This is a genomic window from Tritonibacter horizontis, from assembly GCF_001518015.1.
In the GTDB taxonomy this organism is placed as follows: Bacteria; Pseudomonadota; Alphaproteobacteria; order Rhodobacterales; family Rhodobacteraceae; genus Epibacterium; species Epibacterium horizontis.
The window spans coordinates 1-16,093 of record NZ_LPUY01000127.1 but is presented as its reverse complement, the minus strand read 5'-3'; the positions used below and the strand labels follow the sequence as shown (position 1 = coordinate 16,093).

General features: G+C 62.8%; 16 protein-coding genes and 1 riboswitch. Of the genes, 12 read left to right on the top strand and 4 right to left on the bottom strand.

Going from position 1 to position 16,093, the window contains the following annotated elements; all coding sequences use genetic code 11:
• Window positions 1-55 precede the first annotated feature (55 nt).
• The gene (locus TRIHO_RS20330) at window positions 56-1,129 is read left to right on the top strand and encodes an ABC transporter substrate-binding protein (protein ID WP_068248168.1); all 1,074 of its coding nucleotides are present in this window, start codon (window positions 56-58) and stop codon (window positions 1,127-1,129) included.
• 90 nt (window positions 1,130-1,219) lie between these two features.
• On the opposite strand, the gene TRIHO_RS20325 is transcribed toward TRIHO_RS20330, so the two are convergent.
• From TRIHO_RS20325 to fabA, 3 genes are all read right to left on the bottom strand, one after another.
• Entirely contained in the window at window positions 1,220-2,014 is a 795-nt protein-coding gene (locus TRIHO_RS20325; protein WP_068248167.1) for an enoyl-ACP reductase FabI, read from the bottom strand.
• 5 nt (window positions 2,015-2,019) lie between these two features.
• On the bottom strand, window positions 2,020-3,249 hold the full coding sequence (gene fabB, locus TRIHO_RS20320; protein WP_068248164.1) for a beta-ketoacyl-ACP synthase I: 1,230 nt from the start codon (window positions 3,247-3,249) through the stop codon (window positions 2,020-2,022).
• 83 nt (window positions 3,250-3,332) lie between these two features.
• A complete protein-coding gene (fabA, locus tag TRIHO_RS20315) occupies window positions 3,333-3,842 on the bottom strand; it encodes a bifunctional 3-hydroxydecanoyl-ACP dehydratase/trans-2-decenoyl-ACP isomerase (protein ID WP_068248161.1) in 510 nt (169 codons plus the stop codon).
• Between the two features lie 227 nt (window positions 3,843-4,069).
• Between fabA and irrA the strand changes: the two genes are divergently transcribed.
• Window positions 4,070-4,486 (top strand): iron response transcriptional regulator IrrA, encoded by a 417-nt coding sequence (gene irrA / locus TRIHO_RS20310; RefSeq protein WP_068248158.1) that lies wholly within the window; start codon window positions 4,070-4,072, stop codon window positions 4,484-4,486.
• A gap of 148 nt (window positions 4,487-4,634) precedes the next feature.
• Here the strand turns inward: irrA and TRIHO_RS20305 are convergent, their stop codons facing one another.
• The gene (locus TRIHO_RS20305) at window positions 4,635-5,504 is read right to left on the bottom strand and encodes a glycosyltransferase family protein (RefSeq protein WP_068248156.1); all 870 of its coding nucleotides are present in this window, start codon (window positions 5,502-5,504) and stop codon (window positions 4,635-4,637) included.
• A 168-nt stretch (window positions 5,505-5,672) separates the two neighbouring features.
• Between TRIHO_RS20305 and miaB the strand changes: the two genes are divergently transcribed.
• The 10 genes from miaB (at window position 5,673) to trmB (ending at window position 15,928) form a co-directional block, all read left to right on the top strand.
• Complete coding sequence (miaB, locus tag TRIHO_RS20300) at window positions 5,673-6,995, top strand: tRNA (N6-isopentenyl adenosine(37)-C2)-methylthiotransferase MiaB (protein ID WP_068248155.1); 1,323 nt, start codon at window positions 5,673-5,675, stop codon at window positions 6,993-6,995.
• A gap of 439 nt (window positions 6,996-7,434) precedes the next feature.
• A complete protein-coding gene (locus TRIHO_RS20295; RefSeq protein WP_068248200.1) occupies window positions 7,435-7,998 on the top strand; it encodes an OmpA family protein in 564 nt (187 codons plus the stop codon).
• 13 nt (window positions 7,999-8,011) lie between these two features.
• Window positions 8,012-8,317, top strand: a complete 306-nt coding sequence (locus TRIHO_RS20290) for a hypothetical protein (RefSeq protein WP_068248154.1) — start codon at window positions 8,012-8,014, stop codon at window positions 8,315-8,317.
• A gap of 209 nt (window positions 8,318-8,526) precedes the next feature.
• Entirely contained in the window at window positions 8,527-9,540 is a 1,014-nt protein-coding gene (locus TRIHO_RS20285) for a PhoH family protein (RefSeq protein ID WP_068248152.1), read from the top strand.
• Between the two features lie 79 nt (window positions 9,541-9,619).
• On the top strand, window positions 9,620-10,132 hold the full coding sequence (ybeY, locus tag TRIHO_RS20280; protein WP_068248149.1) for an rRNA maturation RNase YbeY: 513 nt from the start codon (window positions 9,620-9,622) through the stop codon (window positions 10,130-10,132).
• A 22-nt stretch (window positions 10,133-10,154) separates the two neighbouring features.
• On the top strand, window positions 10,155-11,057 hold the full coding sequence (locus TRIHO_RS20275; protein ID WP_068248146.1) for a hemolysin family protein: 903 nt from the start codon (window positions 10,155-10,157) through the stop codon (window positions 11,055-11,057).
• Window positions 11,054-12,568 (top strand): apolipoprotein N-acyltransferase, encoded by a 1,515-nt coding sequence (gene lnt / locus TRIHO_RS20270; RefSeq protein WP_068248142.1) that lies wholly within the window; start codon window positions 11,054-11,056, stop codon window positions 12,566-12,568. Before TRIHO_RS20275 ends, lnt begins: the two co-directional genes overlap by 4 nt.
• A 68-nt stretch (window positions 12,569-12,636) precedes the next feature.
• A riboswitch (SAM-SAH riboswitch) is annotated at window positions 12,637-12,686 on the top strand.
• Between the two features lie 8 nt (window positions 12,687-12,694).
• Window positions 12,695-13,876, top strand: a complete 1,182-nt coding sequence (gene metK, locus TRIHO_RS20265; RefSeq protein ID WP_068248140.1) for a methionine adenosyltransferase — start codon at window positions 12,695-12,697, stop codon at window positions 13,874-13,876.
• Between the two features lie 405 nt (window positions 13,877-14,281).
• Window positions 14,282-14,971, top strand: coding sequence for a COG3904 family protein (locus TRIHO_RS20260; RefSeq protein WP_068248137.1), 690 nt, complete (start codon window positions 14,282-14,284; stop codon window positions 14,969-14,971).
• A gap of 180 nt (window positions 14,972-15,151) precedes the next feature.
• Complete coding sequence (gene trmB, locus TRIHO_RS20255; protein ID WP_068248134.1) at window positions 15,152-15,928, top strand: tRNA (guanine(46)-N(7))-methyltransferase TrmB; 777 nt, start codon at window positions 15,152-15,154, stop codon at window positions 15,926-15,928.
• The last annotated feature ends 165 nt before the right edge of the window (window positions 15,929-16,093 follow it).

Genomic DNA, 16,093 nt, shown 5'->3' with positions numbered 1-16,093 from the left:
AACCCCGCTGCGCGCTGGCCAGTGGGCAAAGATCTTTAAACGGGAGTACTTGTATATGCGAAATCTGCTTCTTGGCGCGGCACTTGCCTTTGGTGGCACCATGGCTCAGGCCACGGAATATCTGAATGTTTTCACCTGGGATGGCTATGTCCTGCCAGAAGAAGTCGCGGCTGTGAATGACATCCTCAAGGCCGAAGGCTATGACGTTGAGGTGCGCGTTCTGGACACGCTGGCCGAGGGGCCGGAACAGATGTTCGACGTGATCCGCTCTGGCGATGTGGATGTGTCTTTCCTGACGCTGAACTACATCCAGATGGAGGGGTTCCCCTTCTCCAACCTCTTGCAGCCCATCGACGTGTCCTCGCCACGGCTGGGCAATGCCCAGGCCCTGCTGCCTGAGCTGAGCGAAATCGCGATGGGCATGTCCGACGGGGGGCCGTTGTATCTGCCATTCGGCGGCGGCTCTTATGGGATCTGGGCCAATGACGATGTGGTGACGGAGCATCCCTCCTCGGTCGCGGAACTGCTGAAGCCTGAGTGGAAAGGGCGTCTCTCCCTGACCTCCGGTCAGGTGCAACCGAATGTGGCGCTGGCGCTGATGGCCATTGGCCAGCCGCCCTTTGCCGTGCAGGATGCCTCTGGCGATCGCGCGAAAATCGGCGAGATGCAGAAGGCGGATGGCGAATTGCAACAGACCATGACCGCGCTGCACGATCAGGTCGGGTTCTTCTGGAGCGCCGGTCCCGAATTCCGCGACGACCTGGCCTTTGTGGCATCCTATGGCCCCGGTGCGGCGGCGCATGTGGCCTCTGGCGGCAACTGGAGCATCGTGAATTTCGACGAAGGCAACACCGTCTGGCTCGACACCATCAACTTCTCGAAGAAGCTTGACGGGAAAAAACTGGAAGCGGCGGAAATCTTTGCCAATTACTTCATCGGCAAAGAGGTTCAGGAGCGCATCGTGAACGGTCTTGGCATGGTGGCGGCAACCACGCTGGTGGATGCCAACCCGATGCTGGACGAAAACCCGGAATTCTTTGCCGAAGAGCTGTTCTGGCCGCCCTACACCAAGGTTGCCAACAACGTGATGAACATGCTGTCCAAACGTGCCTCTGGCGGCGGCAGCTGATCCAAGCGGACGATCCCGCCCCGAAGAAAACCAAACAAAAAAGGCGCCCCAAGCGGGCGCCTTTCGTGTGTTTGGGGCGAGGACGCTCGATCAAAGATGATCCTGCTGCGGCATGCCCAGGACATGAAAACCGCCATCAACGCGGATGATCTCGCCGGTGGTATAGGCGCCGGCATCCGAGGCCAGATAGACCGCCGTGCCGCCCACTGCCTCCAGCGTGGCATTGGAGCGCAGCGGCGCGTTCTGTTCGGTGTGCTTGTAGGTCTTGCGGGCGCCACCGATGGCGGCCCCTGCCAGCGTTTTCATCGGGCCGGGAGAGATCGCATTGACGCGGATGCCTTCGGGGCCGAGGTCATTGGCCAGATAGCGGGTCGCGCTCTCCAGCGCGGCCTTGGCCACGCCCATCACATTGTAGTTCGGGGTCACCCGGTTGGAGCCACCATAGGTCAGGGTCAGCATCGTACCGCCGCCGTTTTCCTGCATCAGCGGATAGGCGCGGCGGGCCACCTCGATGAAGGAATAGGCGGAGATATCCATCGAGTTCTTGAAATTGGCGCGGCTGGTGTTGATGAACCGGCCGGTCAGTTCCGACTTGTCGGAATAGGCGATGGCGTGGACCAGAAAGTCGATCTTGGGCCAGCGGGCGCCCAGTTCGGCAAAGGCGGTGTCGAGCGAGGCATCGTCGGTGACATCCACATCCACCATGAAATCGCTGCCGACAGAGGCGGCCAGCGGTTCCAGCCGTTTGCCAAAAGCCTCGCCCTGATAGGTAAAGGCCAGGTCCGCCCCGGCCTCATGCATCGCCTTGGCGATGCCCCAGGCGATGGAGCGTTCATTCGCCACCCCCATGATCAGGCCACGTTTCCCGGCCAATACTCCTGCCATGCGCGTTATTCCTTGTACTTGCTCAGGACCATGGACCCATTGGTGCCGCCAAAGCCGAAGCTGTTGGTCATGACACTGTCGAGGCCTGCGTTTTCAATATATTTGGTGGCCACTTCGCCCTCTTCGATGCCCTCGGCGAGGGTATCGACGTTGATCGAAGGGGTGATGAAATCATTGTCCAGCATCAACAGGCAGAAGATTGCCTCCAACGCGCCTGCCGCGCCCTGGGCGTGACCGGTCATGGACTTGGTCGATGAAATCGGCGGGACGGTGCCCGCACCGAACACCCGCCGCGCGGCCTCGACCTCGCCGACGTCGCCGACCGGCGTCGAGGTGCCATGGGCGTTGATATAGCTGACCTTGCGGCCCTCGGGCAGGGATTGCAGCGCCAGACGCATGGCCCGCTCGCCGCCCTCGCCAGAGGGGGCCACCATGTCGTGCCCGTCCGAGGTCGCGGCAAATCCGGTGACCTCGGCATAGATCTTGGCACCGCGCGCCAGCGCATGTTCCAGATCTTCCAGCACCACGATGCCACCGCCCCCGGAGATCACAAATCCGTCGCGGTCCTGATCAAACGCGCGCGAGGCTTTTTCCGGGGTGTCGTTCTTTTTCGAGGACATCGCGCCCATGGCGTCGAACAGGCAGGACAGGGTCCAGTCCAGCTCTTCGCCGCCGCCGGCGAACATCACGTCCTGCTTGCCCATCATGATCTGCTCGGCCGCATTGCCGATGCAATGCAACGAGGTGGAACAGGCGGAGGTGATCGAATAGTTGATGCCTTTGATCTTGAACGCGGTCGCAAGGTTGGCCGAGATCGTCGAGGACATGCATTTTGGCACCGCAAAGGGGCCGATCCGCTTGGTGGCGCCGGTTTTCAGCACCGTCTGATGCGCCGTCAGCATGGCCGAGGTCGAAGGCCCGCCAGAGCCCGCGATCAGGCCGGTGCGTTCGTTGACGATCTGATCCTCGCTGAGGCCGGCATCGGCAATCGCCTGGTTCATGGCGATATGCGCATAGGCGGCACCCGCCCCCATGAACCGCAGGCTGCGCTTGTCCACATGCTCGGCCACGTCAATCTTGAGCGTGCCGGCAATCTGGCTGCGAAACCCGTGTTCGGCCATCTCCGGGCTGGCGACGATGCCGGATTTCCCGGCCTTGAGAGAGGCGATGACCTCTTCGGCATTGTTCCCGATGGAGGACACAACCCCCAGACCGGTGACGACGACGCGACGCATGATGCGTACTCCTGTACTCGTGTGGAGGGGGACAAACCCCAGTCCTGTGCCCGTATTCCTGTCTTGACCAGCGAACGCGCAGATCAGCTCTCGGAGAGGGCGACCTTCATGTCCTTGACCTGATAGATCACCTCACCGTCCGCCTCCACGATCCCGTCTGCGACGCCCATGGTCAAGCGGCGGGTTTGGATGGCCTTGGTGAAATTGACGCGATAGGTCAGCATTTTGCGATCCGGGCGCACCATGCCGGTCAGTTTGACCTCGCCCACGCCCAAGGCATAGCCGCGCCCCAGCCAGCCGCGCCAGCCGAGGTTGAACCCGGTGAGCTGCCACAGACCATCCAGGCCAAGACAGCCGGGCATGATCGGGTTGCCGGGGAAATGGCAGTCAAAGAACCACAGGTCCGGCGTGATGTCGAATTCGGCGATGATATGGCCCTTGCCATGCTCACCACCGTCGCCGCTGACCTCGGTGATCCGGTCCATCATCAGCATCGGCGGTGCCGGCAATTGCGCATTGCCGGGTCCAAACAGCTCGCCTCTTGCGCATTTAAGCAGGTCTTCCTTGTCAAAGCTGCTGGGATATTGGGCCATGTGCGGGGCAACTCCTGCCTGAGAGATCTCTATAGGTTCACCGCCCCCATTAGCACCGCGTTTACTGGTCCTGCAAGGGCGCGCCTATGCTGCAGGTGCGAGCATGTGCCCCGGACAGGGATCGCGAACCGACGTGCGGTTGGTCACGACCATGTGCAAATCCATTTGAAAACCGGACATATTCTGCCATATAGAACCCAAGTAGCAGTGAACGGTAGGAAGGTGACATGACACCGACCCATGAAGAGAACGCCAACAGGTGGCTGATGGATGCCGGGCTTCGCCCGACCCGTCAGCGTGTGACCTTGGCGGCGCTGCTGGTGGGCGATGGTCAACACCGGCATGTGACCGCCGAAAGCCTGTTTGACGCGGCCAAGGACGATGGCGCGGCAGTGTCGCTGGCGACGGTTTACAATACCCTGCGCGCCTTTTGCGATGCGGGCGTGTTGCAGGAAATCACCGTCGATGGCTCCAAGAGCTATTTCGACACCAATGTGCACGACCATCCGCATTTCTACTGGGAGGCCGATTCCCGCGTGTCGGATGCGCCGTCGGACGAATTGGTGATCCAATCCCTGCCGCAGCCGCCCGAAGGCATGGAAATCGCTTCCGTCGACGTGGTGATCCGCCTGCGCAAGAAATAGCGCCGTCGTCACAGGGCCGTCGTCACAGGCCTGGCCCCGAGTCAGGCCGCAAAGTCAGGTCGCAAAATCAGGCCCGCACATCAAGCCGCGAGTCAGGCCCGAGCCGCCAGCCCCCCCGCCAGTGGCCCCTTTGGCCGCCTGCGAGGGGTCAGAACCACTGGCCTGGTTCCATCAGCCCCAGATCCAGCAACTGGCGCGAGTGCCATTCGAATGGGATGGAGTTGTGCCACTTGAAGCTTTTGATATCAAAGCTGGAGCCGGGATTGCGTTTCAGCGCCTTGGCGGCCCGGAACGAACAGATCGCCGCAGTCAGGTTGTTGTGCCAGGGGCAGGCATAGGTGTTGTATTCCTGATCGTTGAACGTGTGGTCCGGCTGCAACCGCAGGTCTTTTTTGGCCCGAAACAGCGCGATCCGGTCGATCTTGCGGCTGGCCGGGGGGATGTGCTCTTCGTGCCGCCAGCGGATGCCGCCAAAGAAATCCAGCTGCCGTTCGCGCGGATGGCCCGTCGCCGGATCGGTCCGCGCCTGGGCGTAGTATCCGGATCGGTCGAGACAGGCATCGCCAATCGACACCGCCGACGGATGGGCGTCCAGATCATCGGCATAAAGGTCGATCACATAGGTCAGCATCGCATCGCGGCGTTCTTCGGCATGAAACACCAGCATTTCGCGCACGGTGCGGCTCTCGCAGAAGGGATAGAACAGGTATTCGGCATTGTAGCCGTAGTAGAGCCAGCACCCCGGCGTGGCGGCGGCGGTGATCCGGTTGACCGCGTCGATGACCGCGCCGGCCCGGCCAAAGTCAAACGCGACCCGTTGCACCTGCGGGGCGATGTCATCGGCCAGTGCGAAGGCCTCCGGCATAAAAACGCATAGGGCCGTAAATCCGCAGCTCAGGTGATGGCGCAGGGTGCTGTCCACTTCGACATCGTCCTCGACAAAGATCAGGGCGACCGGACCTTTGGCCAAAAGCGGTTTTCCGGCCTTCAGGAACGCATCCAGCGAGGGGTGGATCATGGGCGGGCCTGTCCTTATTTTCTGTCCCGGTGTCCTGTCGGGGCTGCTTGCTGGTCTTTGCGGTCAAAATCGGGTAATCCGGCCAGCATTGCAAGCCACAGCAAATCGCGTTATGCGCAGCCGCTGTTTTTGCCTGCTCCGCATCCGTTCCAAGAAGGTAACCGTCGCATGTCCGCGCCTAAAAAGCTCTATATCAAGACCTATGGCTGTCAGATGAACGTCTATGACAGCGAACGCATGGCCGAATCTCTGGGCGGGCAGGGGTATGTGGAAACACAGAGCCCGGACGACGCGGATATGATCCTGCTGAACACCTGCCATATCCGGGAAAAGGCCGCCGAAAAGGTCTATTCCGAACTGGGGCGTTTCAAGGGGCTGAAGGCGGCGAAACCGGATCTCAAGATCGGTGTTGCGGGCTGCGTCGCCCAGGCCGAGGGCGCGGAAATCATGCGCCGGCAGCCGCTGGTGGATCTGGTGGTCGGCCCTCAGAGCTACCATCGCCTGCCCGCGATGGAAGCCAGGGCCGGCACCGGGGAAAAGGTGCTCGATACCGATTTTCCCGAAGAGGACAAATTTGAAAAACTTGCGCGCCGCCCCAAGGCAAAGCGCGGGCCGACGGCGTTCCTGACGGTGCAGGAGGGCTGCGACAAGTTCTGCGCCTTCTGCGTGGTGCCCTATACCCGTGGCGCCGAAGTTTCGCGCCCGGTGGATCGTGTCCTGCGCGAGGCCGAAGACCTGGTGGAGCGCGGCGTGCGCGAAATCACCCTGCTGGGGCAGAACGTCAACGCCTATCACGGGGCCGGCCCGGAGGGTGACATGACGCTGGCGCAGCTGATCTGGCAGCTGAACGAGATCGATGGGCTGGAACGCATCCGCTTCACCACCTCGCATCCCAATGACATGATGGATGACCTGATCGAGGCCCACGGCACCTGTGACAAGCTGATGCCCTATCTGCATCTGCCGGTGCAGGCCGGCTCTGACAAGATCCTGAAACGGATGAACCGCGCCCATACCGCCGACAGCTATCTGCGGCTGATCGAGCGTATTCGTGCCGCGCGCCCCGACATCCTGATTTCCGGTGATTTCATCGTCGGCTTCCCGGAAGAGACCGAGGCGGATTTTCAGGCTACGCTGGATCTGGTGGAGGCAGTGAAATACGGCACCGCCTATTCGTTCAAATACTCCACCCGCCCCGGCACGCCGGCGGCGGAGCGGGCGCAGGTGGACCCGGCCGAGGCCGACGACCGGCTGCAACGGCTTCAGGCGTTGTTGACCCGTCAGCAACGCGAGGTTCAGGACAGCATGGTGGGCCGCGAGGTGGGTGTTCTGTTTGAACGCCCCGGGCGTTTCGCCGGGCAGATGGTTGGCAAGTCGGACTATTTGCACGCGGTCCATGTGGCCGATTGCGACGCGGCCCCGGGGGATCTGCGCCGGGTCCGCATCGTGTCCTCGGGCACCAACTCGCTGGCAGGGGAACTGATCGGCTGATCGCGCATCCGGCGGGGCGTTGGGGGGCGGCCCGATGCCCGTCCCGGCCCGCCTGCGGCGAAGAACGGCCAGTAGACAACGGCGGACAGCGGCGGACAGGGGACACCTGCCGCGCTGATGCCGGAGCAGGTGTTGCATTTCCGCGCCGACCGCTGCCGCCGTCAGAACGGGCGACGACTCGGGCGAAATTCTGCTATCTCCTTGCTCTGCAACCGCTAATCTGATTTCAGCAATTGTGCCAATCGGGGAAACGGTGGCGCCCATGGTGGGCGTTTGTTTCCATATAGCAGGTTAAATACACAGAAATTCTCTTCCCACTGGCGTCGAGTTAAGAAAAAGTTAGTGTAAAATTGTGATGCAAGCAGGACCTGGGGGTGCAGGGCCTGCGGAGCCCCTGTGAAGGGCCGAAAATTAGAGGATGCCTGTTGTGTTTGATCGTATGATAAGCAAAGCCTGCGCGACAGTTATGACGGCTGCCGCTGCTATGTCGCTGGCTTTTGCCGCCCCGGCGGCGGCACAAGGAAACGGCACCGTGACCGGAGAACGCTATGTTCCGACCATCTGGGTCGATCCGGACGGGTGCGAACATTGGGTCATGGATGACGGCGCCGAGGGCTATATGTCCGCGCATGTCACGCCGGATGGGATGCCGGTCTGCCGCCGTGGCCAGCTTTGCGGCATGATGCCGACCGACCAGTTCTTTGCCACCGACAAACACCATGTCACCGCAGCGGGTCGCGACCGGCTGCAGGAGTGGTTCCGCAAGACCATGCCCGGCACGCGCTATTTCGTCGTCGCCGGACACACCGACAGCCGCGCCTCCGATGAATACAACATCGCTCTGTCGCAGCGTCGCGCCAATACCGTCGCCCAGGTGGCCCGCACGGTCGGTGCCCGGATCGGCGATGTGCGCGCCTATGGCGAGCGCAGCCCGCGCGTCCCCAACACAAGCGCTGCCAACATGGCGCAAAACCGCCGCGTCGAAATCTACTGCGTGCGCTAAGGAGAGCTTGAGCATGACAATTTTTAAAGCCGGTGCCGCTTTGGTCCTTGCTGCTTCCGTTTCCGCCTGTGGGGATATCTCCGACAAGACGCGTGACCGAAACATCTGGGACGGCAAGAACGGCGACCTGTCGGCGATGGAAGCCGGTATCTGGGTGGACCCGCAGGGCTGTGAACACTGGATCATCGACGATGGTGTCGAGGGCTACCTTGATCTGCGCCGCACCCCTGATGGCAAGCCGGTCTGCAACAGCGACCTGCCCAGAAACACTGCCGTGGGGCCGTTCAAACGCGGGTCGACCTTCCCGGATCCGCTCTGATCTGATCGCCTGACAAAGGGCGGACCAGAAACGACAGACCAGACAGGCGGTGCCCTTCGCGGGCGCCGCCTTTTTTGGTGGCGGATGATCCCTGCGGCGCGCGGTATTGTTTCATTTGCATGAATTTGCGCACCCTTTCGCTGGTCGCCCTTGCGCGCGTTCGCGCGGGGGGGCAGACTGGGGGGGCAATACGAAAACAGGAGAGCCGTTTGGCCACAAGTGTTCTGCCCCCGACCTCCGAGCACGCCCCGGCACCCGAAGTGCTGCTGGAATTTCCTGACAATCGCCTTCTGATAGAGCTTTGCGGTGAATTTGACCGCAACCTTGCCGAGATCGAGCAGCGTTTGGGCGTGCAGATCATCCGGCGCGGCAATCAGCTGATCGTGCACGGCGACGCTGAATTGTGCCAGCAAGCGGCCGATCTGCTGGAAATCCTCTACGAGCGACTCGAAGGCGGTCGCCCGGTGGAAGCCGCGGATATCGACCGTGAACTCCGTCTGGACCGCTCTGACGAAGAGGCGACCGGCCCGGACAGCCAGATGGAGATGTTCACCGGCGGTAAGGTCGAGATCAAGACGCGCAAGAAACTGGTCGAGCCACGCACGGATGCGCAAAAGGCCTATGTCAAAAACCTGTTCGAGCACGAAATGGCTTTTGGCATCGGGCCGGCGGGCACCGGCAAGACCTATCTGGCCGTGGCCGTCGGCGTGTCGATGTTCATCCAGGGCCATGTCGACAAGATCATCCTGTGCCGGCCCGCGGTCGAGGCGGGCGAGCGGCTCGGCTTTCTGCCCGGCACGCAGGAGGAAAAGGTCGATCCCTACATGCAGCCGCTCTATGACGCGCTGAATGATTTCCTGCCGGGCAAGCAACTGGCGAAGCTGAAAGAAGAAAAAACCATCGAGATCGCTCCCCTGGCCTTTATGCGCGGACGGACCCTGTCCAACGCCTATGTGGTGCTGGACGAGGCGCAGAACGCCACTACCATGCAGATGAAGATGTTCCTGACCCGGCTGGGCGAGGGCTCTCGCATGGTGATCACCGGCGACCGGACCCAGGTTGACCTGCCGCGCGGCGTCACCTCCGGTCTGCGCGATGCCGAACGGCTGCTGGCCCCGATCCCGAAAATCTCGTTCAACTACTTCACCTCCAAAGACGTGGTGCGCCACCCGCTGGTTGCCGCCATCATCGAAGCCTATGAAAAAGACGAACCTCCCGCTTGACCACGGGTCTGACCCTCGGGCGCCCGCGGCTGACAGGCAGACCCTTTTCCGCGGGCGTGTGGTAGGGTAAAACCCTGAAATGTATCTGGATATCATATATGAAGACGCCCGGTGGAAAGACCTCGATCTTGCGCACCACGGTGAGGTTGCGATTGGTGCGGTGCTGAACAGGCTCCGCCTCGGGCCGGAGGATTGGGAAATCTCCATTCTCGCCTGCAACGATGTCCGCATCGCGGAGCTGAACGCGGAATTCCGCGACAAGCCCAAGGCGACCAATGTCCTCAGCTGGCCGGCGCAGGAGCTGGCCTCGGCCGAAGATGGCGGCCTGCCGGCAATGCCGCAGATGGATTTCATGGGGGATGCCGCGCTGGGCGATATCGCGATTTCCTTTGAGACATGCATGGCCGAGGCCGCCGCCGCAGGCAAAGATCCGCTGCATCACGTGCGTCATTTGCTTGTTCACGGAACGTTGCATCTTTTGGGATATGACCACATAGGTGACGGCGACGCCACGGTCATGGAAACTTTGGAAGTCGAGATACTTGGCAAACTGGGGATCCCTGACCCATATATCTTGCAGGACGGACCATGACAGGTCTCTTTGGAATGGAAAAATGGGCGATATAGAAGGCAGTTCTAACGCAGCGCAGGGCGCGCTGCAGGACTTTGATGCGGCGGAGCCGCAGGTGAACGGTGGCGAGGCCCCCGGTTTTTTGAGCAAGTTTTTTGGGAGTTTTTCCCAATCGGGCGACGAACAGGAGCCGGAGCGCGGCCCCGATGTGGTTCTGGCCGACCCCCCTCCGGGCATGATGAACCTGCGTCGTCTGCGGGTCGAGGATGTGGCCATCCCCACCGCCGAGATCGACGCGGTGCCGGTGACCATCCCGCGCGAAGAGCTGGTGCAGGTGTTCCGCGACAGTGGGTTCACCCGCATTCCGGTCTATGAGGGCACGCTGGACACGCCGCTGGGCTTTGTCCATCTCAAGGATTTCGCCCTGACCCATGGGTTCAGCAGCGAACAGACCGAATTTGACCTGGCCCATATGCTGCGCCAGCTGCTCTTTGTGCCGCCCTCCATGCCGATTGGCGTTCTGCTGACCAAGATGCAGGCGGAGCGGCGCCACATGGCGCTGGTGATCGACGAATACGGCGGGGTCGACGGGCTTTTGACCATCGAAGACCTGATCGAACAGGTGGTCGGCGAAATCGAGGACGAACACGACAGCGGCGAAGATCAGACCTGGGTTGAGGAAAAACCCGGCTGCTACGTGGCGCAGGCCCGCACGCCGCTTGGTGAGTTCGAGACGGAAATCGGTATTCCCCTGACCCGGCACGAAGACGTGGACGGCGAGGAAATCGACACGCTTGGCGGTCTTGTGTTCATGCTCTCCGGGCGCGTCCCGGCGCGCGGCGAGGTGATCCAGCATCCCGAAGGGCCGGAATTTGAGGTCATCGACGCCGATCCGCGCCGGATCAAACGGTTGCGGGTGCGTCTGCCGGGTATTGCCGCCGAATGAGCCTGCCGCCCGTGCTCCAGCGCTGCGGCCCCCTGGGGTTGGGCTTTGCTGCGGGCGCGGTGATGGCGCAGGGCCTGGCGCCGGTGGCTGCCATCTGGGCCGCGCCTCTGGCGTTGCTGGCCGTCTCGGTGCTGTTCCTTCATGACGTGCGACGGCGTGACAAACCGGCCTGGGCGGGCGCGCTTGGCTGGTGTGTCGGCACCGGGTATTTTGCCTTTGGCCTGTCCTGGATCATGGAGCCGTTTCAGATCGATGCGGCGGCGCATGGCTGGATGGCGCCTTTTGCACTGGCGGGTCTGGCGGGCGGTCTGGCGCTGTTCTGGGCGCTGGCCTTTGGGCTGGCGGCGGGCCTGGGGCGCGGCGATGGGCGCATTGTGATGCTGATCGGCTGCTGGGGGCTGGCGGAGCTGGCGCGTGGCTATGTGCTGACGGGGTTTCCCTGGGCCGGGTTTGCCCAGCTGGCAGTCCCTGCAGATCTGGCGTTGCGGCTGCTGCCCTGGATCGGCGCGCCCGGCGTCGCCGTGCTGCTCCTGATCGCGGTTGTGCCGCTGGCGCTCTTGCGGTGTCGACCGGTTTGGGCGGTCGCACCGGGCGTGGTGGTGGGGGCATTGGCGGTGCTGACGCCGCCGCTGCCTGCCGCATCGGATCTGGACCTGACACCGCAGACGGTCCGGCTGGTCCAGCCCAATGCGCCCCAGAATGAGAAATGGCTGCCAGAGAAACGCTGGCTGTTCGTGCAGCGGACCCTGGCGCTCAGCGCCGGACAGACCGAGGCAGGGGGGCGACCGGATCTGGTGGTCTGGCCGGAAACGGCGCTGCCGACCCTGCAAAACTACATCGCGGATGTCACCCCGGACATGGTGGCCGCCCTCGGCGGGGCCGAGTTGTTCTACGGCATCCAGCGCGAGGAAAACGGCCGCTATTATAACTCTGCCGTGGTGATGAGCGGCGAGGGCGAGCGCCTCGACATCTATGACAAGATCCACCTGGTGCCGTTTGGTGAATACATGCCGCTCTCGGCGCTTTGGGACCGGTTCGGCGTCTTCGGCCTTGCCGCCCGCGCCGCCGGTGGCTACGCGCCCGGGACGGAACGGCGGCTGCTGGACACAGCTGTTGGCCGAGCGCTTCCGCTGATCTGTTACGAGGGGGTTTTTGCCCAGGATGTGAATGCGGCGCCCGCGCGGCCGGATTACCTGTTGCTGATCACCAATGACGCCTGGTTCGGCAGCTATTCCGGCCCATATCAACATCTGGTGCAGGCGCAATTGCGCGCCGCCGAGCAGGGATTGCCGATGCTCAGGGTGGCTAATACCGGCGTCTCCGCGGTGATTGACCCCTATGGCCGCCTGCGCGCCAGCCTTGCCCTGAACACCGCCGGTGCGCTCGACGCGAGACTGCCCGCCGCCCTGCCGCCGACCCTCTACAGTCGCACCGGCGACTGGCCGGTGTTGCTGTTTCTTCTGGTGTTGATCTGTGTCGCGGCCCTGCCACGTCTGCATGCGAAAATTTAACGAACACTTGCTTAATCTTCCTGATGTATAGATTGAGCGAAGTCACGGGTCCGCATTGTGCGGCCCGATTGCTGCCACAACGGCTTCCTGGCGTGGCGGTTTTTCATTGAATGGAGCACTTCTCTCATGAGCCGTAGCAACTACACTTTCACCTCGGAATCCGTTTCCGAAGGTCATCCGGATAAGGTTTGCGACCGGATTTCCGATGCCGTCCTCGACGCGCTGATCGCCGAGGAGCCCGAAGCCCGGGTCGCCGCTGAAACCTTTGCCACCACCAATCGTGTGGTCATCGGTGGTGAGGTGGGCCTGGCAGATCAGGCTAAACTCAAGGATTATATGGGGAAGATCGACGAGATCACCCGCGCCTGCATCAAGGATATCGGCTACGAGCAGGACAAGTTCCACCATGAAACCGTGGAAATCACCAATCTGCTGCACGAGCAGTCGGCCCATATCGCCCAGGGCGTTGATGCCTCTGGCGACAAGGACGAGGGCGCGGGCGACCAGGGCATCATGTTCGGCTTTGCCACCGATGAAACCGACGCGTTGATGCCGGCGCCGATCCAGTTCTCGCATGCGATTCTGCGCCGCCTGGCCGAGGTACGCAAGAATGGCACCGAACCGGCGCTTGGCCCGGATGCCAAATCGCAGATCTCGGTGCGCTATGTGGACGGTCAGCCGGTGGAGGTCTCTTCCCTCGTGCTGTCGACACAGCACCTGGATGAAACCCTGACCTCGGCCGATATTCGCGCCATGGTCGAACCCTACATCCGCGAAACCCTGCCCGAGGGCTGGCTGACAGACAACACCGTCTGGCATGTGAACCCGACCGGAAAATTCGTCATTGGCGGTCCGGACGGCGACGCCGGTCTGACCGGGCGCAAGATCATCGTCGACACCTATGGCGGGGCCGCCCCCCATGGTGGCGGGGCCTTTTCCGGCAAGGATCCGACCAAGGTGGACCGGTCCGCGGCCTATGCGGCGCGCTATCTGGCGAAAAACATCGTCGCGGCCGGTCTTGCCAGCAAATGCACGTTGCAGCTCTCCTATGCGATCGGCGTTGCGGCCCCGCTGTCGATCTACGTCAACACCCATGACACGGGCGCTGCACCGGATGAGGTCATCGAGGGCGCGGTGCGCAAATGCATGGATCTGACGCCGCGCGGCATCCGCACCCATCTCAGCCTGAACAAGCCGATCTATCAGCGCACAGCGGCCTATGGCCATTTTGGCCGCGCGCCCGAAGCGGACGGCGGGTTCTCCTGGGAGCGGACAGACCTGACCGAGGCCTTGAAACAGGCGATCTGATCGGGCGCTCGGGCCTGGCGGTTTCCGTCGGCCTTGCTCGACACACAGAAAGGGGCGGGGGAAACCTCGCCCTTTTTTCGTCGGGGTCGGCCCCCATGCGCCCTTGGCGGCCGTTCTGAAGGGCCAGCGGGCGGCAAGAGGGCGCTTTCAGGTCAGTATTCCTGACCTATCCGCGCCGCTGTTGCCAGGGGCGCGGGCGCTGGACCCGGGGGGTGACGCAACAAATGGGACAGCGGCCATGTCCCAATGTTTCGCGCGCGAAACAATAGGTCAGAATTGCTGACCTTCGTGCGGCGAAAAACAAGTTTGCCCCGGACCGGGACCTCTCGGTATTGAGGGGGGACACAGGGCCGGGGCAATCATCGGCCACAATCCAGAGTGCCGATTGGCGAAAGAGGGGCGAAGATGGCAGAACGGACAAACAGGCGCCCGCGGTGGACAGCGGCGCTGGCCCTTGCGACGGCCCTCGCCTGCGGGGCGGCGCCACCGGCTTCATCCGAGCCGGACCCGTCGGCCACCCGGCTCTATGTGACGGGGCTGACCCTGGTGTTTGACACCGAACGCGACATAGACACAGACGCGGCGCCGGCAGAAATCGTCACCGAGGATATCGCAGCGTTTCGCGCCCTGCTGCAACGCCATCCGGATGTCCGCGAGGTGCAACTCAACTCCGGCGGCGGAAGCATCTATGCCAGCTCCGAAATTGCCTGGATCGTGTCGGATTACGGGCTTGATACGCTGGTGGAGGGCGAATGCGTCAGCGCCTGCGTCGACATTTTTCTGGCCGGCGCCCGGCGTCAGATGACCCTCGGCTCCAAGATCGGCTTTCACCGTCGCTCCTGGTCGCCCGACTCGGTCGAGGGCTATTATGAGGATCTGCGCGACAGCCGCGGCTGGGCGACGCCATTTGTCTTTGGCTCCTGGATCTATGAGGACACCCAGCGAGAGATTTACGAGGCGCTGAATTTCATGGTCGAGCGCGGCGTTGATCCGGGTTTTGCGATCAAGACCCTTCGGGTGGATTCGGGGGATGAGTGGTATCCCTCTCGGTTCAGCCTGATTGCGGCCGGGGTGTTGCGCGACACGCCGGAGTAGCGGTGCGACCTGCTGCGCCGGAGGCGGCGGCCCACCGGCCTGCGGCGGCGACAGGCTCGCATTGCAGCTTGACCTCTGGCGGTGGCTGCGGCAGAGGGGAGCGCGCTTTTGCTGCAGGGTCTGATGACAGGGCGACCCAAGACAGGCCCGACAGAATTTACCAAAGGAAAGCCGTTCCAGATGTCAGACGACGACGCCCGCGGTCCTGAGACAGGTCAAACCGATGCCGGTGCCGAAACGCCCGCGCCAGACACACATGCCTCTGGCGCGCCCTGGCGGAATTTCTATGGCCGCTTCAAGGGCAAGCCGCTGAAGCCGAACCAGGAAGTCTACCTCGACGAGGATCTCCCGGGCCTGAGCCCCGGCGCCGTCAGCTGGGAGGAAAACCCGGACCGTACGCCGCTCGACCTGCAGGCCCTGTTCGGAGGCCGGGATGTCTGGCTTGAGGTCGGATTCGGCGGCGGCGAGCATCTGGTCCATCAGGCGCAGTCCAACCCGGACGTGGGGATCATCGGCGCGGAGCCTTATCTGAACGGCATCGCCATGCTGCTGGGCAAGTTGCGCAAGTCCGAGGCGCAGAATGTGCGGGTGCATCCGGGGGATGCCCGCGACCTGATGGATGTGCTGCCCGCGCAATCGGTGGCGCGGGCGTTTCTGCTCTACCCGGATCCCTGGCCGAAGTCGCGCCACCATCGCCGCCGCTTTGTCACCCAGGAACATCTGGCGCCGCTTGCCCGCGCCCTGAAACCGGGCGCGATTTTTCGGGTGGCGACGGATATTCCCGACTACGTCCGCCAGACCCTGGAAGAGGTGCCGAAAGCCGGGTTCGAGTGGCTGGCCGAGGGGCCGGACGACTGGCGCCAGCCCTGGGCAGACTGGATTTCGACCCGCTATGAACAAAAGGCCCTCAGGGAGGGCCGCGTCCCCCACTATCTGACCTTCCGGCGCACCGCCTGAGTGGTTTGCGCCTGCGTGTCTCACACCTGAGTGTTTCGCACCGGGGTGGTTTACGCCGGGGCGGATCTGTCGGCAAAAGGTCTGATTGGAATGTCGCGGTCTGGGCGAGGGGGGGCTCCCGCGCGTCCCCTTTGCATTGGAAATGCCAAATGGGCCCCTTGGGCC

Bases quoted from the DNA above. Each gene is read 5' to 3' on its own strand.
- TRIHO_RS20330 (WP_068248168.1), top strand. From the start codon at position 56: ATGCGAAATCTGCTTCTTGGCGCGGCACTTGCCTTTGGTGGCACCATG.
- TRIHO_RS20325 (WP_068248167.1), bottom strand. From the start codon at position 2,014: ATGGCAGGAGTATTGGCCGGGAAACGTGGCCTGATCATGGGGGTGGCG.
- fabB (WP_068248164.1), bottom strand. From the start codon at position 3,249: ATGCGTCGCGTCGTCGTCACCGGTCTGGGGGTTGTGTCCTCCATCGGG.
- fabA (WP_068248161.1), bottom strand. From the start codon at position 3,842: ATGGCCCAATATCCCAGCAGCTTTGACAAGGAAGACCTGCTTAAATGC.
- irrA (WP_068248158.1), top strand. From the start codon at position 4,070: ATGACACCGACCCATGAAGAGAACGCCAACAGGTGGCTGATGGATGCC.
- TRIHO_RS20305 (WP_068248156.1), bottom strand. From the start codon at position 5,504: ATGATCCACCCCTCGCTGGATGCGTTCCTGAAGGCCGGAAAACCGCTT.
- miaB (WP_068248155.1), top strand. From the start codon at position 5,673: ATGTCCGCGCCTAAAAAGCTCTATATCAAGACCTATGGCTGTCAGATG.
- TRIHO_RS20295 (WP_068248200.1), top strand. From the start codon at position 7,435: ATGATAAGCAAAGCCTGCGCGACAGTTATGACGGCTGCCGCTGCTATG.
- TRIHO_RS20290 (WP_068248154.1), top strand. From the start codon at position 8,012: ATGACAATTTTTAAAGCCGGTGCCGCTTTGGTCCTTGCTGCTTCCGTT.
- ybeY (WP_068248149.1), top strand. From the start codon at position 9,620: ATGTATCTGGATATCATATATGAAGACGCCCGGTGGAAAGACCTCGAT.
- TRIHO_RS20275 (WP_068248146.1), top strand. From the start codon at position 10,155: ATGGGCGATATAGAAGGCAGTTCTAACGCAGCGCAGGGCGCGCTGCAG.
- lnt (WP_068248142.1), top strand. From the start codon at position 11,054: ATGAGCCTGCCGCCCGTGCTCCAGCGCTGCGGCCCCCTGGGGTTGGGC.
- metK (WP_068248140.1), top strand. From the start codon at position 12,695: ATGAGCCGTAGCAACTACACTTTCACCTCGGAATCCGTTTCCGAAGGT.
- TRIHO_RS20260 (WP_068248137.1), top strand. From the start codon at position 14,282: ATGGCAGAACGGACAAACAGGCGCCCGCGGTGGACAGCGGCGCTGGCC.
- trmB (WP_068248134.1), top strand. From the start codon at position 15,152: ATGTCAGACGACGACGCCCGCGGTCCTGAGACAGGTCAAACCGATGCC.